This is a genomic window from Rubritalea spongiae (genome assembly GCF_042652385.1).
Taxonomy (GTDB): domain Bacteria; phylum Verrucomicrobiota; class Verrucomicrobiia; order Verrucomicrobiales; family Akkermansiaceae; genus Rubritalea; species Rubritalea spongiae.
Window position 1 is genome coordinate 2,737,031 of record NZ_JBHSJM010000001.1, and the last position, 25,360, is coordinate 2,762,390.

Here is a 25,360-nt window from a genome sequence, read left to right on the forward strand (position 1 = left end):
TGGTCTCTACTTTGTTTTTTTCTTGGCCTTGGTCGCAGCTCGGATGGCCTCTTGCTTAGCTGCAGGCGTGGCATCTGGATCGAGGGTGATAGCGTATTTGGCATAGCCGTTGTAGGACACAGCCTCCTTTTGGAGCATTGCCAAACGCTCGCGATAGGACTCACGCATTTTTTCTAACAGCGGTGCCGACTCTGGGTTGAGGGCGAGGTTCACTTTCTCGTAGGGGTCTTTTTTGAGGTCGAACATTTCCTCGAAGGCGGGCAGGCCTTTGCTTGCTGCCCAGTAGGTGTACTTTTTGTTTTGTGTGACCACGCTCATGCAGTTGCCGATGAAGCCATTGAACAAGGTGATGGCAGCGTGGCCACCTGTATTGGGATCTGTTAGAATGGGCAGGATACTGTGTCCGTCCATCTTTGCTGGGATTGGCAGCTCCGCGAGATTAAGAATAGTGGGCGCAAAGTCGATGTTGCAGGTGAGTTCGCGGCTGCGTTTTCCGCGGGCACTTTCTGGTAGCCTAGGATCGTGAACGATGAGGGGGACGCGGGAGGATTCTTCTAGGAAAATTTCTTTTGAGCCGTAGCCGTGTGAGCCACAGAGGTATCCATTGTCACTGGTGTAGATAATGACGGTATTGTCTGCGGCTCCTTGTTTCTCTAGCTCCTCGCGGAGCATACTCAATGCGACATCAATGCCGTAAATCTGTTGGTAGTAGAGCCGCATTTGCGCGTCGTAATCTGTGTCGTATTTCCATTCGGTGAAGCGTGCCCACTGGCGTCCTTTTTTGCTCTGAGGAGCCAAGTGATCGGCAAATGCGCGACCGAAGTTCTCAGGCTTTTTGAAGGTCTTTCCCGCGTACACGGCATCGAACCGAGGGTCGGGCGTGGCTGGTTTATGGGGAGCCTTGAAGCTGATCGACATACAGAATGGTTTACCTTGTTCGACTGCGGTGCGGATCACGTCTTGCCCCCAGGCGCCGTAGGCGAGGGTGGAGTGGGGGAATTCCTTAGCATACTTTGCGAGGGCAGGGTTCTTATCGGTACGGAAGCTGGACTGCCCTTTGGCACCCGCCCAGATATCAAATTCCTCTTCACAGATTCCTTTGCCATCTACCACGATTCCGAATTTTCCAGCGAAAGCAGTGAGGTAGCCAGCCTGGCGTAGATGCACAGGGTAGGAGTCCTGCCAGACTTCTGGCTTCATGTCGCCGTGGCCAAAATTCGTGCCGGTCTTGTATTCGTACATCCCGGTGAAAATATTTGCGCGGCTCGACATGCAGATGGGGGAGGTGACGTAGTGCCTGTCGAACACCATGCCTTCTGCCCCGAGCTTATCCATCTGGGGCGTCTTCACGTCTTCGTTGCCGTAGCAGCCCACGGAGTAGGTACTCTGGTCGTCGGCTAACAGGAAGATGATGTTTGGCTTTTTCGCGTGGACTGACTGTAGCCCTAGTAGAGCCAGAGCGATTGGGAACCATTTTGTGAATGATAGCATGCTTTACGGTGAGTTGGATGGTTTCGATTTTTTGCGCTCTTCGCGCTTCTTGAGTAGGTCTTCGCGCGAGTCCTTCACGTCTTCTTTTTCTCCCTTTGAACCTTTGGTGCTCATGGAGATGACTTTCACATCGGTGTTGACCCCTGGAATGATGAGGTCAGGAACCTCGCCATTCTTTTGCTGCTCTTTGAGATAGGTGGGCCAAATAATACCACTTTTGGTGATGTCTGCGTCTTCGTTGATCATCAAAGGCCGGCAGCTATCCCACCATGCTCCGTAGGACTCCATCAGAATGCTGATGAGCTCAGGATTTTGCTGGGCGAGGTTGGTTTGCTCTCCAGGGTCTGCCTTGATAGCGTAGAGCTCCAGGTCTTTCTCCATCCCCTTGTTGACCGTGAGCCTCCATTGTTCATCACGGATGGCAAAGTTGAGGAATTTATTGTTATCGGCGCCCGGGTTTCTGCGGTGTTTTTCGTGTTTGGATTCAGGGTTACCCCAGCGTCCAGTGTGGAAAAAGGTGAGCCGTTTCTCCCATGGAGCAGCGGGGTTTTCGATGAGAGGGAGCAGGCTTCTGCCGTCGGTCTCGAGTGTGCTCACATCCACTCCTGCGAGGTCTGCGAACGTGGGAAGTAGGTCATAGTGTCTGGCCAATGTGTCAATGTCGCGACCGGCTTTGATTTTATCTGGTAGGCGGATGAAAAAGGGAACGCGGCTGCCGCCTTCGTGCACGTTTGTTTTGCCACCTTTCATTCCTGCATTGTAGACCGAGCTGGCGACGGAGCCGTTGTCCGTCATGAAAATGAGGATGGTGTTGTCTGCCATGCCCCATGCTTCGAGATTTTTCATCAGCAGCCCCATGTTGTCATCGATATTGCTGATCATTGCGAAGAAGCCAGCTTTGCTTGCAGCGGTGGGGTCCTCGATGCCGTCGTAGAGCTTTTTGTATTCTTCAGGGGCGCTCCATGGACCGTGCGGGGCATTGGGGAAAATACAGGCAAGGAAGGGCTTCTGCGCATCGTGCTGTTGCTTCATCCACTGCATGGCATGGCCAAAAAAGACATCGGTGCAGAAGCCATGGGTTTGGACGAACCGACCATTGTGGCGAATCAGCATATCCTTGTAGGAGCCGTTGCTGCGAATGCCGCTGGAGCCAGCGATGCCACCGCCGTGGATAAGAGACTCATCGAAGCCGCGCATGTGGGGCTGGTAAGGGTCTTTATCGCCCAGATGCCACTTGCCAAAAATTCCTGTCGCATAGCCAGCTTCTCCCAGCACCTGCGGCATGATCTTTTTGTCGAGCGCCATGCGGTCGCGGTGGAAAATAGTGTGAGTGACTCCCACTTTGAAGGGATGCACTCCAGCCATCAGCGCGGCACGGGTAGGGGCGCAACTGGAGCTGACATGGAAGTCCTCGAAGCGTGTGCTCTGCTCACGGAGCTGATCGATGTTCGGCGTTTTGATGTAGGGATGCCCATGGCAGCTTAAGTCTCCGTAGCCTTGGTCATCGGTCATCACGACGATGATGTTCGGGCGCGAGCCTGATAGTCCTTTCGCAATGGACAGGCTGGAGGTGGCGAGAGCCCCAAGTAGCAGAGCGCCAAGCCATTTATTTTTTATGTATACTTGCATTTTGGGCCGAATTTTAGAGCTGAGAATATATTTTCAATAAGGGAGGTTTTGTGGGTGTTATCGTTGATAACATGCACATGAGACCTAGAGGAACATGTATGCAATAGAGATTACTCTACTTTCATATGGGGCGTGGTTGAGGAAAACCCGTACGCTCAGAGGGCGAACGGGTGGAGGGTAATGATGTGCTGAGCAGACCAAAGGTCTACGAGCGGCGGCGACGCAGAGCCAATGCCCCTAATCCGCCTAAAAGAAGAGCAGATGAGGAAGGTTCTGGGACAGCGGTGGTGGTGATACGAAAGTCTATATCATTCAATCCCCAGTTCTGAGTTCCTTGTGAAGCAGACGACACGACAAGTGTTGTCGCGCCTCCTGTCGTGATGGATTGTGGGGTACCTGCCGCCCAACCTCCTTCGAAAAGACCACTCGGTCCCTCACCCACGACAACTCGGTGGCCATTACCACCAGTTTCCTGGACATTAGCACCGGTAAACCCATTGAAGGAAGCACTGCCGCCGGTGTAAGTGAGTCCTGTGATGGTGAAGACTAGAGACGAATTGTCTGCCATTCCAGTTCCAACACCAAATGCATTTCCATTACCAGTATTAACGGTACCAACTGCAGCAGAGGTTGTTCCAATAGTTGCTGATCCCGAATTGCCAGTGTTAATATTAGTCGCTGTGCTAATGGATGATTGAATATTTCCGTCCGTAAATGCTTGAACCAGAATGTTGAAGGATAAGGTTTCTGCCCCAGCTACATAACTCACAGCGAATTGGGTGTTATCTGTATCGACTGTGGATTTTGTGATGTTGGAGATAGAGCCTGATCCGTTATGTGTGACACTGTTAGTGAAGCTAGAGCCTTCTCCTAAGTTATTGAAGTCAGAGAAGGTAATGGTGGCAGCGGATAAGGTGGAAGTCGTTGCTAAAGAAGCGGCTGAGGCGAAGAATAGTATTGGTTTTTTCATAGTATTGATTTAGTTTAGGTGTGCCCTGATTAGAGCGTTACTGTGTTCACTTATCCAAAGGAGAGGAGGGGTTCACAGTGGTACTTCGGAAGATATTGATTTATAGACCCTTTGAGTATCCCAATATATTGGGGTAGGCTTGAGAAAGTTCTTGTGGAGTATTGTACTTCTATAGCCGCAGTGCATTGATTCATTGCTAGCATTCTCTTGTCTCCAATATATGAAGATGACTCGACCGGCAGCGGCCACCTCATTACCATGCGCAATACATTTTTAATTTCATTGATACTCGTGATGACTTTGAAGGCGTTGGTGACTGCTTCAGCTCCGACACCGATTGATAAGATGTCACTTTCTCAGCTGGAAGATCGAGCAGAGCAGATTAGTGGTGAGTTAGCTCAACTGCCTAACCCAAGCATGCGCAGCGGGACAGGAACTATTGGCTTTCGTTCGAAATGGCACCCTGATGCCAATCATCGAGAATGGATTAAAATCGATTTAGGAGGCGAGTTTATGATCGATGAGATCATCTTGGTTCCGCTTATCAGGCGTGACGCGGAGGGGAATTTCCTTGCGGATGGAGTGCCACATAATTTCGTTATCCGTGTGGGAACTGATGAGGATTTGGTTGGTAAGGTTGTTGCGAGGTATCATAAACCAGATGGTACTTTTTCAGGTAGTGCGCCGTTGGTCATTTCCCTCAATCCCACAGTCGCTAGTTGGGTGAAGCTTGAGGCAGTGACTTTATCTCAGCGTAATTTTGATGGACATTATGTGCTTCAGCTCTCGGAAATGTTGGTTTTTCATCAAGATGTCAACGTGGCTCTTCGTCGGTGTGTAGAGACGTCTTCTGAAAGTCGTGGTGTCGAATCTGCTTGGGGGAGCCTCTATCTCACCGATGGTCAAATGCCTTACTTAATGGATGCCGCTGGTGGGAATCCGAGTGTGGCCTATTTGAGTTTCAGCGCTGAGGAGCATGTCTTCACCATGGATTTGGGGAAGGCGTATCCATTGTCTGAAGTCCATCTGCATAGCTTGGAACAGGGAGATATGGTTCCTCAGTCTGCTGCCGATGGCATTGGGGTTCCTGGGCAGTTACAGATTCTTGGTGCTAATCGAGCAGATTTTCAAGATGCCGTCACATTGCTGGAATTAGGACCGACCGACCTCCGAGGCTCTGGGCCCATTAAGATGTGGCCATTTCCAGAGACAACATGTCGCTATGTGCGTTTCGTTGCTGATGCTCCGTTGATAAGGGAAACCAATGAGACCCTTTTTAAAGTGGGCTTTGCCGAGATTGCTCTTTTCTCAGCAGGCCAAAATATTGCTTTGGGTACAAACGTTGAGCTCGATTCTTTCAATGAAAAACCGCGCAGATCGGGAAAGTCGCTTACCGATGGCAATAATTTATATGGAGCCATTCTACCCATTAGAAATTGGCTGGAGGGCTTGGCGCGCCGCCATGCACTGGAATTAGAGAAATCGCTTGTTACTGAAGAATTGGCAGTCCGTTATGGTCGGCAGAAGCGTAACCTAAAGCGAGTGGGCTGGCTCGCAGCGGTGCTTGGGATCGGTATTGTCGCAACCATTTTGATAAACTGGGTCACACGACGCCGCTATGTGGCGAAATTGAAGGAACGGCTCGCCGCGGATTTGCATGATGAGCTCGGAGCCGATGTGCATGCGATAGGTTTGCTCAGCGATGCAGCCGATACTGCACACGCTTCTCCTGAGGAATGGAAGACCTTGCACCGTCGGATTCGCGAAATGACGGAACGCACAGGCATCGCAATTCGCCATTGTGCGAACATGATCGAAGCGAAGGGGCTAGTCATTGGATTAGCTGAGGATATGCGCCGAGCGGCGAGACGTAGCATGGGCAGATTTCACCATGAGATCACGATGGAAGGAGAGGGATACCTCGATCAGCTGCCAGCGCAAACTCGGCTCGACCTTCTGCTGTTTTATAAGGAATGCTTAGTGAATATTTCTCGCCACTCAGGAGCGACAGGCTTTGGCACCGAATTGATCGCAAGCCCTGAGTCTCTTCAGTTGACGGTGAGCGACAATGGGACAGGTATCGCAGAAACTGAGGGGGTGAAGGTTCCTCCTTCGCTCCAGCGGCGGGCGAAGTTGCTAGGAGCAAGGGTCGAGATTGTGCAAGTTCAAGGTGAGGGAACCCGTATTAAGCTGACACTGAAACCCAGACGCCGTTTGTTTTTCAGAAGAAAAAATCAAAGCCTCCTATCCCTATGAGCCAAACCATCCGTATTTCGATTGTTGAAGACCATCCCGAGTTCCGCGACACGGTTGAACTTGTTCTCGGTATCCAGACGGATCTGGAAATAGTGAGTCAGTTTGGCAACGCGGAACTAGCGCTGCGCTCGCTCAAAGAATGCGAGGCCAGTAGTAAACTCGACATTTTGCTGCTAGATTTGAATCTCCCTGGAATGACCGGTTTGGAAGCTATTCCATGGTTTCGAACCTATGCGCCCCATCTGAAAATCATTGTGCTGAGTCAATCCGAGCAAGAAGCCGATGTGTTGGAAGCCATTGGCTGCGGAGCTCATGGCTATCTTTTAAAGTCGACGACTTTGAATGCGCTCGCTGGAGCAATCCGCGAGGTCCATCGTGGTGGTGCTGTAGTGGAGCCTCAGATGGCTCAATACCTCTTAAAAACCTTGAGGAAAGATAAGTCGCCAGTTGTAGAGAATATGACGATTTCGGAGCGGGAGCATGAGGTGCTCACTCTCATAGCTGATGGGCATTCTCAGAAGGAAATCGCTGAGAGGTTAGAAATTAGCGTTTACACAGTGACAGATCATTTGAAGCACATTTACATGAAGCTTGGTGTGAAAAATGCGCCTCAGGCCGTAGCAAAAGGCTACACGCAAGGCTTGTTGGGTGAAGGCAATTAAGGCCGATGTCGGATAGCATGGCGCGCCCAAAGTGCTTGAGTCATACTCAGTGAGGGGGGGAGAAAAAAGGATTGTTCTCTTTTTCTTGGCTTACGCTTGTCAGAGGTCCGTGACCTGGGCAGAGGATGGTTTCGTTAGGGAGCGGCCAGAGGTGGTCTTTGATATTGGCAAGTGCGGTGGTGTAGTTTTCTGAACCAGTGCATCCACCGATGGATCCAGCGAACAGACAATCACCGATGATGCAGACTGGTTTGGTCAGTCCTTCGATGAAATAGGCGCGCGCAGGAGTGTAGTGGCCGGAGACATCGAGAACTTTGAGAGTTAATGTTCCAAACTTGAGTTGTTCACCGTGGTGAAGCTGGTTGGGTTGATAGACCTTAGTGTGCTTGAATTCGCTGACAGCTTGGTTGTGATCGGGGTGTCCATGTGTGATGAAAAGAGCGGTGGGGGATGGTGCGAGCTCGTGGAGCTTTTTCGCATCGGTGCCTGTATCGAATAGGAGCGTGGTAGCGCCATAGTTGACGATGAAAGCGTTGACTCCTAGATGGCCAAAAGGACTAACGACACGAGTGAGTCCGAGTACATCAGGTACTTTAGGATGGTAACTTTTAAGCGCTAAAAGTCTATCAGGGTTGAGTTGAAGGTGGGGGGCAATAGATTGGATCACTCCGGCATCTTCCGTACCGTTTAGACACGATGTAATGCGGCTTTCGGTGATGCCTGCCGCCTTGGCTAAGTGAGCAATAGTGCCTCCATGGCCACGGATTGCTTTCGCGAGGCAGTCGTTGAAATCGTCTTCTAGCATATTACCATTGGGGTTCTTCGAAAAGTGGTGGGGATTGTTGCGTGAGCCAGTCAGAGAGAATTTCTACAGCTGCAGCTTGGTCGATAATGCTCTTTTGCTTCTTCGCATTTTTACCAGCTGCGTGGAGTTTTTCGGCAGCGGAGACAGTGGTGAGGCGTTCATCTATAAAATGGATGGGGAGTGGAGCGATGAGGTTCTCGCGTAGTTCATCAGTGAAGGCTCGTATTTTTTCTGCTGCGGTTCCTTCGGTACCGTCCATGCGCAATGGCAGACCGATGACGATCTGTTTTACCTGACGCTGGGCGATGAGTGTGTTGATGCGTTCAAAGACAGCGGTCTGCTGGACATGAATGGTTTCGAGCGGGTGGGCGAGAATGCCGACGGGGTCGGTGATTGCGAGGCCGATGCGGGCTTCGCCATGATCAATGCCAAGAACTGGATGTTGGTCTTCCATAGTGGTGAATGAAAATGTGCGCTGTGGTAGCTTGAGGACGTTTTAACAGAGATTTGAATGAAAGAATAGCTCGTATCGACCCCAGTGTTTCTGCTAGGTTATAAGTATGAAAACAATGTTAGTAGCTGTCGATTTCTCAAAGGGTTCAGAGAAGGTTTTAGAAGCTGCCACGCGTATGGCTAAAGCTTTAGGTGAGCAAGTTTATTTAGTACACGTGATCGATGACACACCCTTGTACACCATGTATGGAATGTATCCAGAAGAAGCTCCTGCTATGATGGAGTATCGCGGCTTGGCGCAGGAAAAAGCTAAGGAATTACTAAGTGAGTCTCAAGGGAAGCTTTCTGCTGCAGGCGTGGCGGTACAGAGGAAAATTTTAGACGGGAAACCTCAGGATGCTATTTTAGCATTTGCGGATGAAGTGGATGCGGATTTGGTGGTAGTGGGAACACATGGGCATTCGGCGATTGGTAGTGTGTTGATGGGAAGTGTTTCAAGTGGTTTGGTGCGACAGGCTCAAGTGCCTGTATTGGTCGTGCCCTGTGATGCTGATTAGATGAATTCAGTCGCTAGAGCACATATTCTCTGGGGTGCTTGACATGCAGTGCTCTCTGTCGAAGAGTCTTGGGGTGAAGAAAACCCGGACACAACAACTTATCGCAGCTGGCATGGGAGCCATGTTATCCTGCGGATCGATTAATACTCTAATGGCAGAAAATGTAAGCACTCCAGCTGATGTGGCATCCGCCCCAGCTGAGGCAGAAAAGACGGCTTCGGGCTTAGCTTCGAAGGTTCTTCAAAAAGGAACAGGAACAGTAAAGCCAAGCGCTAGTGACACCGTGACTGTGCACTATAGTGGCTGGACGACAGATGGAAAACTTTTTGACAGCTCCGTGGAGCGTGGGCAGAAGGCGACATTTCCACTCGATCGCGTGATCAAGGGATGGACGGAAGGTCTTCAGTTGATGGTGGAAGGTGAGAAGCGTCGCTTCTGGATTCCTGCAGAACTCGCGTACGGTGAAAATCCTGGTGGTGGACGCCCAGGCGGTATGCTTTGTTTCGATGTTGAACTTTTCGATATCGAGAAGGCTCCTGAGCCTCCTAAAACTCCTGAAGATGTAGCAGCAGCTCCAGCGAATGCAGAGAAGACAGCTTCAGGTCTCGCTTCTGTCGTTCTTACGGAAGGGAAAGGTTCTGAAAAACCATCCGAGCATGATAAAGTCACAGTGCATTACACTGGCTGGACTAAGGATGGTAAGCTTTTCGATAGTTCTGTGATGCGTGGTCAGCCGGCGACATTTGGTCTTAATCAAGTGATTCCTGGGTGGACAGAAGGTGTGCAGCTGATGGTAGAAGGTGAGAAGCGTCGCTTCTGGATTCCTGGTGAGCTCGCTTATGGTGAGACGCCTCAGCGTCCGGGTGCTCCAGCAGGTCAGCTCACATTCGAAGTAGAACTTCTCGAAATTCAGAAAATGCCAGAACCGCCAAAGACACCTGAAGATGTGGCAGCAGCTCCAGCAGATGCGGAAACGACAGCTTCTGGTCTCGCTTCTAAGGTTCTCAAAAAAGGGACAGGTTCAACTCACCCGAAAGCAACTGATACAGTGGAAGTCCACTACAGCGGGTGGACGACTGATGGCCAAATGTTCGACAGCTCCGAGGCTCGCGGTGAAACTATTTCTTTCCCACTCAATGGAGTGATTCCTGGTTGGACGGAAGGTGTGCAGTTGATGGTAGAAGGTGAGAAGCGTCGCTTCTGGATTCCAGCCAAGCTCGCTTACGGTGAGAACCCACCTCCAGGTGCGCCGGCAGGAATGCTCTGCTTCGACGTCGAGCTTTTCGACATCAAGTAAGCAATTTTTTTAATTCTTTATCTAAGCCCAGTTACACAGCTCGTGTGACTGGGCTTTTTTTATCGGTTCTCCGATTCTACATCGGGGATGTGGTTAAAGGAGATACGCATGGGAGCGGCGGACATGCCGTCTTGTTCGCAGCCGAGGTGGATAGACTTTTGGCCGTGTTTGGAGCGGATGGTGTCGATGGCACGGTTGAGTTTTTCTCTTTCTGGTTGTTGCTGAGTGAAAAGTGAGGGCGTGTGATTAGTTTGTTCGATGAGGTGGCTTAGGTGCATGCCGACTTGCATTAGCTTAGCTTGGTGCCACGGGCGTTTCTTCCAGAGTGCGTGGAGGACTTTAGCAAAGTGGAGGGAATCGTTTGAATGGTCAAAACGCATTTCTGCTGCCCACGATTGTTCATTATGGAGGTAGCGGAGGTGGAGGTGGAGAGCACCTGCTAGAAGGTTTTCTTTGCGCAGGCGGATGGCTGCTTTTTGGGTGAGCTTGTGGGCGATGGGCAAAGCGGCATCCGACATACGCATGGCTGGAGGGAGCACATGGCTGTGGCCGATGGTGCGGCGTGTTGTTGCTTGCTCGGGGAGGGTGACGCCATGAAGGTTCATCCAGAAGCGATCGCCTTCGATCCCTCCCCAGATCGAGTGAAGTTCTTCACGGCTGGCTTGGCATATTTTTTCAACCGAATGAATGCCTTGGGCGTGGAGCCGGAGTTCCATGCTGCGGCCAATGCCGGTGAGGTCTGAGAGTTTGAGCGGGTAAAGAGCATGGGGAAGGTCTTTGCTTTCGAGAATGAGAAAGCCGTTTGGTTTGCGCATTTTGGAAGCCATTTTTGCGAGCCAGCGGTTAGGGGCGATGCCGATGGTACAGGTGATGGTGGGGCTGACTTGGTCGGCGATAGCTGATTTGATTTTTTGTGCTAAATCTTCAAGAAAATTGGGCTCGCGCCAGTTGTAGGGAAGCCAGCACCATAGCTCATCGATAGAGAGGACGGACTCGACATGGATGCAGGATTCAATAGCTGCTACCAGTTTGTGGTGGAATTCTACGTAGAGCTTCGGCCGAGCATGGATGATGGTAATGTTTGGACAAAGTTTCCTTGCCTCGCGAATGGGCGTGCCAGTTTTTACGCCTAGGCGTTTAGCTTCATGGCTCGCTGCAATACAACATGAGGTTTCCGCCATTACTGGCGCAACCCCAATAGGTTTTTTGAGTAGTTGCGGTTGCAGGTGTTGTTCTACCGACGCGAAGTAGGAATCGAAGTCTAAAAAAAGAGCTGCGAGCGGAAAGTTGTGCATACTCAAATTATGTTCATTTGAGTATGTTTGTCGAGTGAGAAGTGGAGTGCTATTCTTTGAACATTCTCTCTACGTGGCTTGATAAACCTTCTGGGACTTGGTTGGAATTGATCCAAGCGCGGGCGCTTTCTTTGTCTTGGCGATAGAGTGACCAGAGTGCTCTGCCGACAGTGCGAGTTCGATCCCCTTGATTTTCAATTTCGTTGCCGTAGTTGAGGGCGAGAACAGGATCGGTGCGGCTTGCTCCTTCGGCAAATTCTTTGAGAAGGTTTTGGTAGTTCGGAGCGTTGACTTGGGAGTCAACCCAGTCGGCTGCAGCAACTGGGTCTTGTCTGGAAAGGTTTTCGACATATTCAGGTCCAGCACTCAATTGATCTTCAGGGCTGAGTGTCTGCATCCACGCTGTAGCTTCTGCTATATTGTTGCGTGACCAGTTCTCCATGACTTCATCGATCGCACGGGTTCTGGCGTCTCCTTGTTCGAGAGTGAGGGCCCATTGAGCAGCGGAGGAGGGATCTTGGCGTGCGAATTGCTCGGCCATACGGTCAGCTGCGCCAGTGATAAGGCGCTCGTCACCGAGCGAGTTAAGCCATTGGCTGGCACCTTCTGGGCCCATTTGGGCAACATATGGAATGAGGTCTCGAAGGGCTTCGCCACGTTCTTCTGAATAGGGGAGCTCTTGGAGAAGCTGTGTGGCGAGAGCTGAGTCTGTACTAGCGAGGCCTTTGATTACGCCAACGAGGAAGGGGTTCGCATCTTCACCTTCATGGTTTTCTCTAGCCCAATTTAGTGCAGCGTTTGGGTTTGTAGAGGCCCATGCTGCGAGTACTTCTTGGGAGGCAAAATCGCCGCCACCGCGTCGGCCGCCACGGTCTTCATTATCTTGGCTTGTAGTGTAGGCGAGCGCTGCAATGGGATCTACTTTGCCCCATTGGCGGAGTAGCATGGCGAATTCATTTCGGCGTTCACGGCCCATGCCTGAAGCGCGCAGGTCTGCGAGGGCTCCTTCAAATTCTTCGGCCGAGAGACCTTCGATAAAGTCAAGCATCTTGCGGGAGCGCTCAAGGGGGTCGGAAATTTTACTGATGTCTAAAATGTTGGCTGAGCCTTTTGAACTACCAGATAGACTGGAACGAGCAGAAAAGTTGGTCCGGGCGCCGTTGGAAGAGCCTGAGTTTGCACCGGTGATGGTAGAGGATGATCGCTGGAAGCCGCTTTGGTTGTCTGCGGATGTGTCAGCAGAGCTTGAACTGGTGGCGTTTGATGAGCTACTTCCGATGTAGTAGGCACTGGCGACGGTGACCAGCCAAGCTCCGGCTATTGGGAGTGTCCATTTAGCGTTCATTGTATCTTATAGGTGTAAGGTTGTTCTTGAGGTGCGCGAGAAGACACCAAAGTTGTATTACAATGGTGTATTATACTGTATAACTCGCAAATCACAGGGATGTTGCAAAAAAAATCTGCAAAATTCGTCCTAAGCTTTTAAAATAGCAAAGGCCACTCCAGTGTGCTACTGAAATGGCCTTTGCTATTTTAAGTTGTTTTGCGTTTTTATTCTACGTTTTGAATTTGTTCGCGGATTTTCTCGAGTTCGGTTTTTGAAGTGACGACGTGTTGGGCGAGTGTGGCATCATTTGCTTTGGAGCCGATGGTATTGAATTCGCGATTGATTTCTTGGCAGAGAAAATCAAGTGAACGTCCGACTGGCTCAGGAGATCCTAGGTATTCTTTAAACTTATCGAAGTGCGAGCGAAGGCGAGTGATTTCCTCGCTGATGTCACAGCGTTCAGCGAAGATGCCGACTTCTTTGAGGACGCGGTCGTCATCGAGATCGAGCTCTAGGCCCGTTTCTTGGAGGCGACGGTGGAGATTTTCGCGGTAGCGTGTAATGACGGAAGGGGCGTGTTTTTCGATGGCGACGGCTTCTTGCTCGAGGGTTTCGAGTCGCTCGAGAGTGTCGTGTTTGAGATCGTCGCCTTCGCGGGTACGCATTTCTACGAGATTGCTGATAGCGGCTTTGAGAGCGGGCTCGATAGCTGCGCGGACGCTGTCGAGGTCGGTTTCCTTGTCTTCAAATTTGATGATGTCAGGAACGCGGAGAATGTCTGCAGCAGTGATTTCCAGTGGGTGACCGATTTGGTGACTGAGGTCTTTGAGTGCGTTCGAGAGTGCTTTGGCTTTGGCTGAGTCGACAGAAATCGGAGCAGTGGCGCTTTCTGTTTGTTCGAGGGAAATGCTGATGCTGACGCGGCCTCGCGAAATGTGCTCGAGCACGTATTTGCGGATCGCAGGTTCGAGCTCGGCGTAATTGCGCGGAAGCTGGACGACGACTTCGCCTTGCTTGCGGTTGACTGAACTCGCTTCGATGTTGGCGACGAGTGTCTCAGTGGCGTGCGAGGCACGGCCGAATCCGGTCATTGATTTCATAAATTCAGGGGATTTTGTTAGTTCTGTTTGTCGGGGCCTTCAGGGATGCTCGTCAGAGTCATTTTTCTCGTCAGAATTTTTTTCTGTGAGAGCATTCTCTTCGAGTTCTTTGATTTTTGCGCGTAATTCCTCGAGTTTGGCGACGGCTTCAGCGAGATGGAGATCTTCTGCAGCAGCGCCTTGATCTAGCGATTCCTCCTCTTCGAAATGCTCATGATCAAAGTGGTCTTCGATGAAGTGGTCGTCATCAAAGTATCCTTCGCTGCATTGACCGTCATGTTTTTCTTCAAGGTCGTGATCTATTGCGCTTGTCGCATGCGGATCGTATGGCGCGCGGAGGGTGTCGAGTGCTGATGGGGGGGCTTCACCTGCGATCACGCCGTTATCGAATTCTTCGCCTTCGTCTTCGTCTTCTGGATGGTCGTCAGCGTAATCGTATTCTTCATCGACTTCTTCAGCGAGGTGGTTTTCCTCAGCTTCTAAGGCTGCGAGGCTGCCTGGAGCGGTGGCTATACGTGGTGCGTGTGTAGCCCGTTCTGCAGCTTCTTCTTCGAGCTCCTTTTTGCGGGTGAAATAGGCAAACCAGATGCATGCTTCGTAGAGTAAGGTCATTGGTGCTGCCAGCATACAGAGGGTCAGCGCGTCACCAGTAGGAGTTATGATTGCTGCTATGATGAAGATAGAAACGATGGCATAGGAGCGCGTGCGGCTCATGACTTCGTAGTCTAAAATGCCGAGTTTGACTAAGGTCATAACAACGACTGGAAGCTCAAAAGCGAGGCCGAATATGAGAGTAAACTGGGTGGCAAAGGTGATGTATTCACCGATGCGCCACTCGTTCTCGACTCCCATGCTTCCCGAGTAGACGTAGAAAAATTCAAGGGCTTTGGGGAGTACGATGAAGTAGCAGAAAAAGACACCAGCGAGGAATAGACCAAAGCCGATGGCCATGGCTGGCCACAGCGCTTTCTTTTCTTGTTCTTTGAGGCCGGGGAGAACGAACTGGAGAATGAAGATGAGAATGAAGGGGAAGGAAATGATGATGCCCGCAAAAAAGGCGAGCTTGAGCGATAGCATGAAGGTCTCGGTCGGTTTGAGCGAGCGCATGTGTACTGCTCGGTCGCGAGCCCCGATATCAGGGTTAACGAGATTATCTTTGTCTTCGAGCAGGCTCAGGGTGAGTTCTTTTTCTTTTGGTTCAATGTCTGGGAGGGAATTGATGAATTGGATTTGTTTGTCATATCCATCGATCGAACGCGCAGCTCGGTAGTAGGCGGCACATTGTGAGTAAAAAGCTAACTCGGGTGAGTCAAATTGAGCAAAGTAGGCAGCTCGGTCATCAGGGGATAAGCTCGCTGCATGCTGTGAGGTTATTTTAGCTAGTTCCCAAGTGTCTGGAGTAATCTTTTCAGGAAGTTTGCTTTGCTGGTTTTGTTCCCAAACCGCTTCAATTGGGCGACGCAGGACATCCATTAAGGTATCTTTGAAAAAATAGCAAAGAAGAGTGGAAACCATTAAAGTGATCAAAATACGAGTGATCATTACTCGTAGATCTTCTAAATGCTCGAGGAAGGGCTTTTCGTGCCCGTCATTATTTACCTTATCCCGTAATTTGAATGCCTTTGTTAAGAGAAACATTGTGTAAAATTGCCAGTGGTTAGAAACTCAACACTTTTTCTGCTGGGAGCAGCTCCTTGAGGCTACCAATTACATTATCGGCAATTGAGAAGTCGAGACAGTTTGTGAGGCGCGAGGGCACCACGATAGTTTGGCAACCAGCTTCGATAGCGGCTTTTGTGCCATTGAGCGAGTCTTCAATGACTAAGCAATCTGCTGCCGGAAGTCCGACTTGTCGGACAGCTTCGAGATAGAGATCGGGGGCCGGTTTGATGCGTGGGGCATCGCCACGGCAGACCGTAGCTTGAACCATATCCATGAGGTGCATTTTTTCTAACCAGTTATCGACCCAGTCGTGAGTGGATGAAGAGACGACGAGAATGGGGATTTCTAGTTCAAAAAGGTGCGTAAAGAGTTCGCGGACACCTGGGAGAGCGATTGGTTTTTCGAGAGCCGCACGAATCTCGATTTGGCGCGGGGGATTAATTTCATTCCAATCGTATGTTTTGCCAGTGAGATCTTCGAGATGTTTTTCAGGCGACCAAGTGTCAAAGTCGGATCCGATGCACTGCACGTAGGTTTCGATCGGTAGGTCCTGACCTTCGGATTGAAACAGTTTCAGCCATGTCTGATAGATTGGCCATTCTGTGTCGAGAATGACTCCATCGAAATCAAAGAGAACAGCTTTTGGCGTGAGCGATAGCGCGAGCATGGAGCGAGCTTAGTGCTCGAAGCGCATTTGGAAAGTGAAGAGTCAATAAATTCTGGGAGCAGAGAGATAGAGGAAAAGCTGAAAAAACTTAAGAAAACTAAAGGTTTCTAAAGATGAAGGTCTCAAAAATGTTCCAGTGAACACCTTTTTTATTGACCTGAGAGAGGATGGGGATCAGTGTGCAGGCATTAAGACGACCTATTAAAATCCTGTGTCTGCTCAACCTGAACTCATTACTCATATGTCTACGAAAGAATCTGCTGCTGAAGAAAAAGCGGCGCAAAAAATCAAAGAAGCTCGCACCAAGAATCTCGATCTTGCGCTCACTCATATTCAGAAGGAATTTGGTGAGACAGCAATCATGCGCATGGGAGACGCCAACTGTGTGGATGTTGACGTGATTCCAACAGGGAACCTTTTGATTGACCGCGCTTTGGGTGTTGGCGGTTTTCCTCGTGGTCGCATAGTGGAAGTGTTTGGTCCTGAATCTTCTGGTAAAACAACTCTTACACTCACGGCCATTGCTCAAGCTCAGAAAAAGGGCGGGATTGCGGCATTCATTGATGTAGAGCATGCTCTTGATCCGCAGTATGCACGTCGCCTCGGTGTGAATCTTGACGACCTTCTAATTTCTCAACCGTCTTCTGGTGAGGAAGCGTTGCAGATTTGTGAGACATTGGTGCGTTCCAATGCGATTGATGTGATCGTGCTCGACTCCGTTGCAGCACTTGTGACTAAGCAAGAACTGGATGGTGAGATCGGTGATTCCACAGTGGGAGCCCAGGCTCGTCTGATGTCTGCAGCGATGCGTAAGTTGACAAGTTTCATCTCTAAAGCTCGCACCGTGTGTATCTTTACCAACCAGATTCGTGAGAAAATCGGGGTAATGTTCGGTAGTCCAGAAACGACACCGGGTGGTCGCGCATTGAAGTTCTTCGCATCGGTTCGCGTCGATATCCGTCGCATTGGTCAAATTAAGGCGACTGATGGAACGGTGCAAGGAAACCGCACGAAGATCAAGATTGTCAAAAACAAGGTTGCTCCACCATTCACAGAAGCTGAGTTCGACATTATGTACAACGAAGGGATTTCCTCAGTCGGTTCATTGCTCGATCTCGCACTTGAGTACAACTTGATTCTCAAGCGTGGTTCTTGGTTCTCCTACAATGGCAACCAGCTAGCACAAGGGCGCGATGCTGCAAAAGCCGCGCTGAAGGAAAATGAAGAACTCTATAATGAGATCGAAGAGTTGGTGAAGGAGGAGCTAGCAAATCGAAAGAAGTAGTTTGTTAGAGCTCAGATAAAGCATCTTTTTGAGAGTCGTTTGGTTATCCAAGCGGCTCTTTTTTGTTTCAAATACAGCAAGGACTCAGTTAGAGCTAGTCAATGGAAGTTGGCAAAACAGCTAGAGGCTATGACGCGCTCGCTCCGTTCTGGGCGGATAGGCATCGAGACTCTGGTTATGGTGTGAAACAGTTAGAACGGGCGATCGGATTTTCTTTAAAAAAGGGCAAAGCGCTGGACGTGGGCTGTGGCAGTAGTGGTCGATTTATGCGAGTGTTGTTAGCGGCAGGTTATGAAGTGGAGGGGATGGATTGTTCCGCTGAAATGCTTAAATTAGCAAAACTAGAGCTTCCTGAATGCGGGTATTTTCAAGGGGATATAGCAAGTTGCGACTTGTCCGATAGTTATGCATTTATCTCAGCCTGGGATAGCACCTTTCACTTGCCACTAGCGGGGCAGGAGCCAGCTCTCAAGACTATGTGCGAAGCATTAAGGCAGGGTGGAATTCTCATTTACACTTTTGGAGGGGTAAGTGATGCGGGTGAAATCTCTGGAGGTTTTGAAGGGCAAGATTTCGAATACAGTTCGCTCGGCTTGAGCCGGAATCTCGAGCTGATTGCTGAGTTTGGCTGCGAGTGCTTACACCTCGAATTTGATCAAGGTCCTGGAGAAGGGCATGTGTATCTTATCGCCCGTAAAAAGTAGTGTGTGAGCCTTTACATATTCTCTTTGTTTGCGGCAAGAACCAGTGGCGCAGTCCAACAGGTGAGGCCATTTACAAAAATGACCAACGCTTTAGGGTTCGGAGTGCAGGCTTGAGCAAGGTGGCGAAGCGCCGTCTTTCTCTATCGGATTTAGAATGGGCTGATCTTGTGTTTGTAATGGAGCGTGAACAGAAGCGCAGGATTATTCAGGGATATAGTGGTAAGGAGCTACCTGAAATAGTTAGTCTCGATATTCCAGATAGGTATCCATATATGGACGAAGAGCTTATTGAATTACTTAGGCTTGGGACCGAAGCTGAGCTTGATCTTTGGGAAGCTTAGATTGCTCCATAGGCAACCATGGCTTCGGCGACTTTTTTGAAGCCGGCAATGTTAGCGCCTTTGAGGTAGTCGACGGTGCCGTGGACTTCTTGACTGTGGTTTAAGCATTTTGTGTGGATGTCGCGCATGATGTCTTGAAGCCGTTTGTCGACTTCTTCACGCGTCCAGGCGATGCGGAGTGCGTTCTGACTTTGTTCTAATCCGGAGACTGCGACGCCGCCGGCATTGGCTGCTTTGGCCGGTCCGAAGGTGACTCCACCTTCTTGGAGAATGCATAGGGCTCCTGCGGTTGTTGGCATGTTAGCTCCTTCTACGAGGGCTTGGACTTTGTTTGCGACGAGGGCTCTGGCATCGGCGACTTCGATTTCGTTCTGCGTAGCGCAAGGGAGGGCGAAGTCTGCTTTGACGGCCCATGGTCGCATGTCAGCGTGGAACTCGCAGCCAAATTTGTCGGCGTATTCGTGAATGCGGCCGCGTCTGATTTCTTTGAGCTCTTTGAGGTAATCGAGTTTTTCGCCGGTGATGCCATCTGGATCGTAGACGAAGCCTGATGAATCGGAGGCGGTGAGTGTCTTACAACCCATTTCTTCGAGCTTTTCGATGGCGTAGAGGGCGACGTTGCCGGAACCTGAAACGATGGCGGTTTTTCCATCGAGTCCTTCGCCACGGTATTCGAGAATTTCTTTAAGGAAGTAAACGGCGCCGTGACCGGTTGCTTCTTTTCGGCCTGCGCTGCCGCCGAAGGAAAGGCCTTTTCCGGTGAGGACGCCGGCGAAGCGGTTGTTGAGTCGCTTGTATTGGCCGAAGAGATAGCCGAGCTCTCGCCCGCCTACGCCGATATCTCCGGCTGGTACGTCGGTGTCTTCGCCAATGTGGCGTTGGAGTTCGGTCATCATGGCGTGACAGAAGCGCATGACTTCGTTGTCACTTTTTCCTTTTGGGTTAAAGTTAGAGCCGCCTTTTGCTCCACCCATTGGGAGGCCGGTTAGTGAGTTTTTGAAAGTTTGTTCGAAGCCGAGGAACTTGAGGGTGTCGAGGTCGACGCTCTTGTGAAAGCGGAGCCCACCTTTGTAGGGGCCGATGCTGTTGTTGAACTGGACACGCCATGCTCGGTTGACACGGATATTGTTTTTATCATCCATCCAAGTGACGCGAAAGGTGATGATGCGGTCGGGTTCGGTAATGCGCTCGAGGATGCTGGCGTCGCGATAAGCTTGGGTGTCACGAATGAGTGGCATGACGCTTTCGACAACTTCGTGGACGGCTTGGTGAAAGTTTGGTTCAGCGGGGTTGCGGCGGGTGAGGCCTTTCATGAATCGGTCGAGGTCGCAGAAGTCTTTTTTAGTCATGTTAGGTAGTAGTGAGCAACTTTGGTTTTATTCAGAATTAGATGCTACAACATGAGAAGGGATCGACCAAGAAGGATTCTGCTAGAGATTCATTTTAAAAAGGAATGAGCGAATATAGCAGTTCCTATGACCCATAGAAAACTGGCAATGAAGAGACCAGTGATTCCGAAGTATGCTGCAACAAAGCCACCTAAGAGGAGAATGAGTCCAATGGTGCGCTTGAGTGGGAACATGGTATTAGGAGCGGCACTTGTTGATTAAGCCTTCGAGATAACGAGTGATTTCTAACAAGCCGGTGGTGTACTCGTTGTCATTGAGACAAGTGAGGTTTTCTCGCGCTTCTTTGAGCATGAGGACGGCGGTGTCGAGTGAGGAGTCGACAGCTTGTTGATAGGCGTCTTTTCCTACGAGAGCTTCGAAGTCGAGTGGCTTGTTCGCTTTAATGTCTTGCTGGAGTTGCTTGCGTGCATCAGCGGGAGCCGTTTCTAATAAGAGTAAGAGCGGAAGAGTGAGTTTGCCTTTTTCAAGGTCGGTGCGGAGGGTTTTGCCGACGGTTGCTTCTGTGCCGACGAGGTCGAGGCAGTCATCGTAGATCTGGAAAGCGGTTCCTAGTTTAAGACCGTAGTCGTAAACTTTTTGCTCGGTTTCGGCATCGGCTCCAGAGAGTGAGGCAGAAATACCTGCAGAGGCAGCAAAGAGCGCCCCGGTTTTCATCGCGATGATGCGGAAGTATTCTTCTTTAGTGAGCTGGAGGTCGAAGCGGCGTTGGGTCTGAATAACTTCGCCTTGGCAAACCTCGCGGGAGGCGGTGCCGACTTTTCGACAGATGTCGATATTGCCAAATTCGGTGGCGAGTAAAAGTGAGTGAGAGAAGAGGGCGTCGCCTAATAATACTGCCATGCCGTTACCCCATTTTGCGTTAGGCGTAGGGGTTTTACGGCGGGTGTCAGCTTCATCGATAATGTCATCGTGGACGAGAGTCGCCATGTGGATGAGTTCGAAGATGACGCCGATTTTTAGATTATCGTTAGTGATTTTTCCGAGGGCGCCGCCAGCTAGAATCGCGAGGGCTGGGCGGATACGTTTGCCGCTGGTATTGCAAATATAGTCGATATAGGGCTCGATTTCAGCGTCAAATGCTTGGACTTGTTCGCTGATTTGCTTTTCAACCTGTTTGATTTCCTTACGGACGAGTTCAAAGGGAATTCGTCCTTTAGAGTCAGTGAATGGTTTAAGGAGAGCCATGTAAAGTGTGATCGAGTAGGTGTGCTTTGGGGCTTAAAAGCGGGCTCGGGGATTTTTCACAGTCGGGGGCCATATGCAACAGTAATCGTCGTTTAGGAGTGCCCAAAAAAGTAACGGGCGCTTTCGAGGATGCCGTGTGCAGTTTCTGCAATGTTCAGTCCGCTGGTTTGAAGGCGAAGATGGGCGACGTCTTGATAAATGGAGTTTCGTCGTTCGAGCATCTCTTCGATTGTTTTTCTTGGGTTTTCGGTTTGCAGCAAGGGCCGCGTGTTGGTGCGCGATGTACGCTCGAGGATGGTGTCGGTATTGGCATCTAGCCAGACAACATAGCCGAGTTTTCTGAGGAGCGGCCGGTTTTCTTCTTTGACTGGGAGTCCACCGCCAGTGGCGATAATGTGGTGGGTGAGGCCTTGTTCGATAAGGTTTTCGACGATCTGAGTTTCACAGTTGCGAAAATGAGGTTCACCTTTTAACGAGAAAATATCAGCGACGCTGAGCCTTTCTAATTCTTCGATTTGAGAGTCGGTGTCGATAAGTGGGTAGCTTAGCAGCTTGCCTAGCTCGCGGCCGATGGTTGATTTTCCTGAACCCATGAAACCGACCAAGATGATATTCTTGGCGGGTAGAGTTGATTCTTCGTTCATACGGCGAGTGTAGGCATGGAGTTCAGCTTGGCCAGAACGGAGATGAGAAGTGTGCAAGTTAGTTGAGGAAGCGTTTAGCTAAGGCGAATCATGTCCTTGATGAATTGTCGCCATAGGTAGCAGAGGCCGCGGAAAGAATAGCGGAACTTTTGATCTTCTGCCGGGGTGATGATACCGGATTTGAGATTGAAACGGATTTGTTCCTGCATGTCTGATTCGACTTCGGAATCGAGCGTTTCAGGGTCGGGCATCATGAGGGACTCGAGAGAGCCGCCTTTTTTCTGAATAAATTTTTGATGGCAGCGCAGTGAAGAGTCAAGCGAGCAATGACGGCAGGCGATCTGGTTCCACGCGACATTTGGGGTGTTTTTTAGAGTAGGAGAAAAGGGGAAGTTGCTGGTCCGGTAGATGTTGCCATCACTGTCACGCGAAGAAATGGTGACGTAGGAAAAGGCGATGTTGGATTGTTTACAGAGGCAAACAGCTACGACAATTCTTTCTTCCGGGTGCCAGTAGAAGCTGTAATGTTGGGTGGAATTCCCCCAATCCCAGCCATAGTCTGAGCTATGTTCGTAGTTGAGGGATTCGAGTTCTGAGATGGTTTGGTAGGCTTCGGGGAAATCGTCGAGCTGTGGTCGGCGTTGTTCATTAAGTGTGTTTTCGAGTGGGAGACGCATTTTGCGAACGCGTGAAATGAGCTCGATCCATGGAAGGAAAAACCAGATGAAGATGGTGGCGATGGAGAGGGGGATATTGCCGCCAGTGAGGAAATAAGTGACGAGACCAGTACTGAGAAGATAAGTGAGAGCTCCGAGTTTCCGGAAAATTCTACGACGGCAGGAACGCAGAGCCATGCCAATGAGGATGATGCCGATGATGGTGAGGAACTGATGCATAATGGGGTGTCGTCATCTGACGTAGATGCGAATATTGTCGTATAGACTCGCTCAAGAATGCGTCAAGAGCAAGGGGAGTTGTTTTTTCTGGAGAGAAATCTGTTTGAATTTGGATTGTGCATTAGCTGAGCTACTTTAGTTTTTAGCTATGGCGATTGAGTCTTACGAAAATTATGAGCCGGTGGTTGATGCGAGTGCATTTGTGGCTGCTAGTGCGGATGTTATTGGGCGCGTTACGCTCGGTGAGGAATCTAGTATTTGGTATAATGCGACCTTGCGCGGCGACATTAACGAGATCGTTGTGGGCCCACGCTCGAATGTGCAGGATAATGCGGTGATCCATTTATCGGATGATTATGGGACGTATTTAGGTGAGTTAGTGACGGTCGGGCATGGTGCGATTGTGCACGCTGCGACGGTGAAGGATGAAGTACTAGTGGGGATGGGCTCATGCATTCTTGATGGGGCGGTGATTGGGGAGCGCTCGATTATTGGTGCGAATGCTTTGGTTACGAGTGGGACGATGATTCCACCGGGTTCGTTAGTGGTGGGGTCTCCTGCAAAAGTGGTGAAGACGCTCGATCTGAAGGATCAAGAGAAGGTTAAGTACTGGGCTGAAAAGTACGTGGTGCAGTCGCGCAAGTACATGGCCCGTTAATCTATTGAGATAAGAAAGTATGGCTTCAAATGTAGTAAAAGTGGAACCTGTGGCATTGATGCCGACGCAGGCTGGTTGTGCGGTGTTTTTAGGCGATGGAGAGAAGTCGATCTTGTTTTATGTGGACCCTTCGATTGGTGCTGCGATCAATATGGAATTAGCTGGGGAAGAACCTCCTCGTCCGCTGGCTTATGATTTATTTTCGGAATGTTTGAATGCGCTGGGTGGGCGAGTGACTCGGGTGTTGATTGTTAAAGTCGAGGGAGAAGTTTTTTACGCGCGGTTGTTTGTGGAAGCGCAGAACGAGTTGATGGAGCGAAAAATTGTGGAGCTGGATGCGCGTCCGAGCGATAGCATTGCCATGGCGGTGAGATCGGGTGCTCCCATCTACGTGCTTTCTGAGATTTGGGAGGAGCAGGAGGATATGACTCCGATCCTAAGAAAAATGCAGCAAGAACAATGATTTCAAGCAGACGGTTGTTTGTAATAATATGATGGAAATTTGTGCTGCTAACAGTTAGGACTTGGGTGTGATGAATACAATTATTGCTCAGTTAGACGTAGATTCCCTCATGGCACTTGGTGCGGACTGGGGGGTGAAAATTTTGTTAGCACTTGTTACTCTTATCGTTGGATGGAAAGTGGCAGGTTGGATCGGCAGCCTTGTAGGCAGTCGACTCGATAAACATGGCGTGGATGCGACGGTGAAGCCGTTTATCTGTACTTTGCTTGTGACGCTTGTCCGCGTAGGTGTCGTGGTGACAGCTATTGAGACGGTGGGAGTTCAGGCAACTTCCTTCGCAGCTATCTTTGCCGCAGCTGGTTTAGCAGTGGGTATGGCACTGAGCGGGACTTTGCAGAATTTCGCAGGTGGGGTGATGTTGTTGATTTTCCGACCATTTAAGGTGGGGGATTATATCGATGCTCAAGGGCATGCTGGCGTGGTAAAGGAAATTCAAATTTTCCAGACTCTCTTACTTACCCCAGATAATAAGATGATTCACATTCCTAATGGTAAGTTGTCGAATGATTCTCTGATTAATTATTCAACTATGCCGGAGCGTCGCGTGGATTTCACTTTCGGTATTGGTTACAGTGATTCTATTGATACAGCGCGTAGTGTTATAGAAAAGGTGCTTGCTGAACAAAGTGCAATCATCACTAACCAAGAGGGACGTGAGCCATTTATTAAAGTGGGTGAACTTGCTGACAGCTCGGTAAATTTCACGGTGCGCGTATGGGTGAAGTCAGAAGACTACTGGGATGTAAACTTCACAACGATTGAAAATGTGAAGAAGGCATTCGACGCGGAAGGTATTTCTATTCCATTCCCGCAGCAGGATGTTTACATGCACCAAGCTTCTTAACTTGGAACAGTCAAATTAAACGAATTTATGCTCCACTGGCTCGCGCTGGTGGAGCATTTTTTTATTTACCCTTGGATTGTTGCCACGCTTGGAAGTTTTGGTAAGCAAACATGCCCATGAAAAGGACGAGGAAGATTTGCTGATAAACTAGTGCAGTGATAGCGAGGAGTGCTGCAACTGAGAAGCTGATAATAAAAACAGCATTTTGGCGCTTCGGCCCCATGATCGCAGAGAGCATTTGGCCTCCATCGAGTGGCAGAATAGGCACGCAGTTGAGGATTGCCCAAGCGAAGCTGACCCAGAGAAAATTATAGAAGAAGAGGTTAATCATCGAGTTTGGGAGTTCGATGAAGTTGAGGGCCGCGAGCACGACGAGGCCGCCAAGGATCTGGAGTCCTGGGCCAGCTGCTGTGACGAGAAAAGATTGGAGGCGATTGAGTACTCCAGCAGGGTAGACTGCATAGCCACCGAAGGACGCGAGCACAACCTGGGTCGGGAGTTTGTATTTCTTAATCATTAGAGCGTGGCCCATTTCATGGATGAGGATGGAGAGGAATCCAGCGAGCACGAAAAGGGCGACTTCTAGCAAGCCCAGTCCGTCTCGGATGTCCGATCCGATGAGTCCAATGATACCTAGGGTAATCCAGAAAATGGGCATCACCTTTACTGGGATGCCGAAGAGTTTGAATTCGACCATATG

General features: G+C 50.1%; 25 protein-coding genes. 10 read left to right on the plus strand and 15 right to left on the minus strand.

The features are described 5' to 3' along the window. Positions 1 to 6: 6 nt before the first annotated feature. The 3 genes from ACFPK9_RS12185 to ACFPK9_RS12195 form a co-directional block, all read right to left on the minus strand. Entirely contained in the window at positions 7 to 1,491 is a 1,485-nt protein-coding gene (locus tag ACFPK9_RS12185; protein WP_377095181.1) for a sulfatase family protein, read from the minus strand. Between the two features lie 3 nt (positions 1,492 to 1,494). Continuing rightward, the gene (locus ACFPK9_RS12190) at positions 1,495 to 3,120 is read right to left on the minus strand and encodes an arylsulfatase (RefSeq protein WP_377095182.1); all 1,626 of its coding nucleotides are present in this window, start codon (positions 3,118 to 3,120) and stop codon (positions 1,495 to 1,497) included. A gap of 205 nt (positions 3,121 to 3,325) precedes the next feature. Further along, complete coding sequence (locus tag ACFPK9_RS12195; protein ID WP_377095183.1) at positions 3,326 to 4,090, minus strand: PEP-CTERM sorting domain-containing protein; 765 nt, start codon at positions 4,088 to 4,090, stop codon at positions 3,326 to 3,328. A 258-nt stretch (positions 4,091 to 4,348) separates the two neighbouring features. On the opposite strand from ACFPK9_RS12195, the gene ACFPK9_RS12200 reads away from it, so the two are divergent. Both ACFPK9_RS12200 and ACFPK9_RS12205 read left to right on the plus strand, forming a co-directional pair. Further along, complete coding sequence (locus ACFPK9_RS12200) at positions 4,349 to 6,346, plus strand: hypothetical protein (RefSeq protein WP_377095185.1); 1,998 nt, start codon at positions 4,349 to 4,351, stop codon at positions 6,344 to 6,346. Next, positions 6,343 to 7,008: a response regulator gene (locus tag ACFPK9_RS12205; protein WP_377095186.1), complete on the plus strand. Its 666-nt coding sequence runs from the start codon at positions 6,343 to 6,345 to the stop codon at positions 7,006 to 7,008. The genes ACFPK9_RS12200 and ACFPK9_RS12205 overlap by 4 nt, the downstream gene beginning before the upstream one ends. 46 nt (positions 7,009 to 7,054) lie before the next feature. Here the strand turns inward: ACFPK9_RS12205 and ACFPK9_RS12210 are convergent, their stop codons facing one another. Further along, on the minus strand, positions 7,055 to 7,813 hold the full coding sequence (locus ACFPK9_RS12210; protein ID WP_377095187.1) for an MBL fold metallo-hydrolase: 759 nt from the start codon (positions 7,811 to 7,813) through the stop codon (positions 7,055 to 7,057). A 1-nt stretch (position 7,814) separates the two neighbouring features. Then, positions 7,815 to 8,267, minus strand: coding sequence for a Holliday junction resolvase RuvX (gene ruvX, locus ACFPK9_RS12215; RefSeq protein WP_377095189.1), 453 nt, complete (start codon positions 8,265 to 8,267; stop codon positions 7,815 to 7,817). Positions 8,268 to 8,373: 106 nt separating this feature from the next. Here ruvX and ACFPK9_RS12220 point away from each other — a divergent pair, with 106 nt between their 5' ends. Both ACFPK9_RS12220 and ACFPK9_RS12225 read left to right on the plus strand, forming a co-directional pair. Next, positions 8,374 to 8,823 carry a universal stress protein gene (locus ACFPK9_RS12220; protein WP_377095191.1) on the plus strand — a complete coding sequence of 150 codons (450 nt, stop codon included), beginning with the start codon at positions 8,374 to 8,376 and terminating at the stop codon, positions 8,821 to 8,823. A 73-nt stretch (positions 8,824 to 8,896) separates the two neighbouring features. Next, positions 8,897 to 10,120, plus strand: a complete 1,224-nt coding sequence (locus ACFPK9_RS12225) for an FKBP-type peptidyl-prolyl cis-trans isomerase (RefSeq protein WP_377095193.1) — start codon at positions 8,897 to 8,899, stop codon at positions 10,118 to 10,120. A gap of 59 nt (positions 10,121 to 10,179) precedes the next feature. On the opposite strand, the gene ACFPK9_RS12230 is transcribed toward ACFPK9_RS12225, so the two are convergent. From ACFPK9_RS12230 to ACFPK9_RS12250, 5 genes are all read right to left on the minus strand, one after another. Continuing rightward, on the minus strand, positions 10,180 to 11,415 hold the full coding sequence (locus tag ACFPK9_RS12230; RefSeq protein WP_377095195.1) for a Y-family DNA polymerase: 1,236 nt from the start codon (positions 11,413 to 11,415) through the stop codon (positions 10,180 to 10,182). A 49-nt stretch (positions 11,416 to 11,464) separates the two neighbouring features. Further along, positions 11,465 to 12,760: a hypothetical protein gene (locus ACFPK9_RS12235; RefSeq protein ID WP_377095196.1), complete on the minus strand. Its 1,296-nt coding sequence runs from the start codon at positions 12,758 to 12,760 to the stop codon at positions 11,465 to 11,467. Between the two features lie 206 nt (positions 12,761 to 12,966). Beyond that, a complete protein-coding gene (locus tag ACFPK9_RS12240; protein WP_377095197.1) occupies positions 12,967 to 13,842 on the minus strand; it encodes a YicC/YloC family endoribonuclease in 876 nt (291 codons plus the stop codon). A 39-nt stretch (positions 13,843 to 13,881) separates the two neighbouring features. Then, complete coding sequence (gene tatC, locus ACFPK9_RS12245) at positions 13,882 to 15,480, minus strand: twin-arginine translocase subunit TatC (RefSeq protein ID WP_377095198.1); 1,599 nt, start codon at positions 15,478 to 15,480, stop codon at positions 13,882 to 13,884. A 19-nt stretch (positions 15,481 to 15,499) separates the two neighbouring features. Beyond that, positions 15,500 to 16,171 carry an HAD family hydrolase gene (locus ACFPK9_RS12250; protein WP_377095199.1) on the minus strand — a complete coding sequence of 224 codons (672 nt, stop codon included), beginning with the start codon at positions 16,169 to 16,171 and terminating at the stop codon, positions 15,500 to 15,502. A 241-nt stretch (positions 16,172 to 16,412) separates the two neighbouring features. Here ACFPK9_RS12250 and recA point away from each other — a divergent pair, with 241 nt between their 5' ends. The 3 genes from recA (at position 16,413) to ACFPK9_RS12265 (ending at position 18,501) form a co-directional block, all read left to right on the plus strand. Then, positions 16,413 to 17,456: a recombinase RecA gene (gene recA / locus ACFPK9_RS12255; protein ID WP_377095200.1), complete on the plus strand. Its 1,044-nt coding sequence runs from the start codon at positions 16,413 to 16,415 to the stop codon at positions 17,454 to 17,456. A gap of 101 nt (positions 17,457 to 17,557) precedes the next feature. Continuing rightward, a complete protein-coding gene (locus tag ACFPK9_RS12260) occupies positions 17,558 to 18,160 on the plus strand; it encodes a class I SAM-dependent methyltransferase (RefSeq protein ID WP_377095201.1) in 603 nt (200 codons plus the stop codon). Then, complete coding sequence (locus tag ACFPK9_RS12265; RefSeq protein ID WP_377095202.1) at positions 18,160 to 18,501, plus strand: protein tyrosine phosphatase; 342 nt, start codon at positions 18,160 to 18,162, stop codon at positions 18,499 to 18,501. Before ACFPK9_RS12260 ends, ACFPK9_RS12265 begins: the two co-directional genes overlap by 1 nt. On the opposite strand, the gene gdhA is transcribed toward ACFPK9_RS12265, so the two are convergent. The 4 genes from gdhA to ACFPK9_RS12285 form a co-directional block, all read right to left on the minus strand. Beyond that, positions 18,498 to 19,850 carry an NADP-specific glutamate dehydrogenase gene (gene gdhA, locus ACFPK9_RS12270; RefSeq protein WP_377095203.1) on the minus strand — a complete coding sequence of 451 codons (1,353 nt, stop codon included), beginning with the start codon at positions 19,848 to 19,850 and terminating at the stop codon, positions 18,498 to 18,500. The two genes, ACFPK9_RS12265 and gdhA, sit on opposite strands and share 4 nt — an antisense overlap. Positions 19,851 to 20,087: 237 nt before the next feature. Beyond that, positions 20,088 to 21,095 carry a polyprenyl synthetase family protein gene (locus ACFPK9_RS12275; protein WP_377095204.1) on the minus strand — a complete coding sequence of 336 codons (1,008 nt, stop codon included), beginning with the start codon at positions 21,093 to 21,095 and terminating at the stop codon, positions 20,088 to 20,090. A gap of 92 nt (positions 21,096 to 21,187) precedes the next feature. Beyond that, positions 21,188 to 21,739, minus strand: coding sequence for a shikimate kinase (locus ACFPK9_RS12280; RefSeq protein WP_377095205.1), 552 nt, complete (start codon positions 21,737 to 21,739; stop codon positions 21,188 to 21,190). A 74-nt stretch (positions 21,740 to 21,813) separates the two neighbouring features. Continuing rightward, positions 21,814 to 22,635, minus strand: a complete 822-nt coding sequence (locus tag ACFPK9_RS12285; RefSeq protein ID WP_377095206.1) for a hypothetical protein — start codon at positions 22,633 to 22,635, stop codon at positions 21,814 to 21,816. A 148-nt stretch (positions 22,636 to 22,783) separates the two neighbouring features. Here ACFPK9_RS12285 and ACFPK9_RS12290 point away from each other — a divergent pair, with 148 nt between their 5' ends. The 3 genes from ACFPK9_RS12290 (at position 22,784) to ACFPK9_RS12300 (ending at position 24,660) form a co-directional block, all read left to right on the plus strand. Then, positions 22,784 to 23,293, plus strand: a complete 510-nt coding sequence (locus tag ACFPK9_RS12290) for a gamma carbonic anhydrase family protein (protein ID WP_377095207.1) — start codon at positions 22,784 to 22,786, stop codon at positions 23,291 to 23,293. A gap of 19 nt (positions 23,294 to 23,312) precedes the next feature. Next, complete coding sequence (locus ACFPK9_RS12295; protein WP_377095208.1) at positions 23,313 to 23,756, plus strand: bifunctional nuclease family protein; 444 nt, start codon at positions 23,313 to 23,315, stop codon at positions 23,754 to 23,756. Positions 23,757 to 23,826: 70 nt separating this feature from the next. After that, entirely contained in the window at positions 23,827 to 24,660 is an 834-nt protein-coding gene (locus ACFPK9_RS12300; protein ID WP_377095209.1) for a mechanosensitive ion channel family protein, read from the plus strand. A gap of 61 nt (positions 24,661 to 24,721) precedes the next feature. Here the strand turns inward: ACFPK9_RS12300 and ACFPK9_RS12305 are convergent, their stop codons facing one another. Next, positions 24,722 to 25,357 carry a metalloprotease gene (locus ACFPK9_RS12305; protein WP_377095210.1) on the minus strand — a complete coding sequence of 212 codons (636 nt, stop codon included), beginning with the start codon at positions 25,355 to 25,357 and terminating at the stop codon, positions 24,722 to 24,724. Positions 25,358 to 25,360 lie beyond the last annotated feature (3 nt).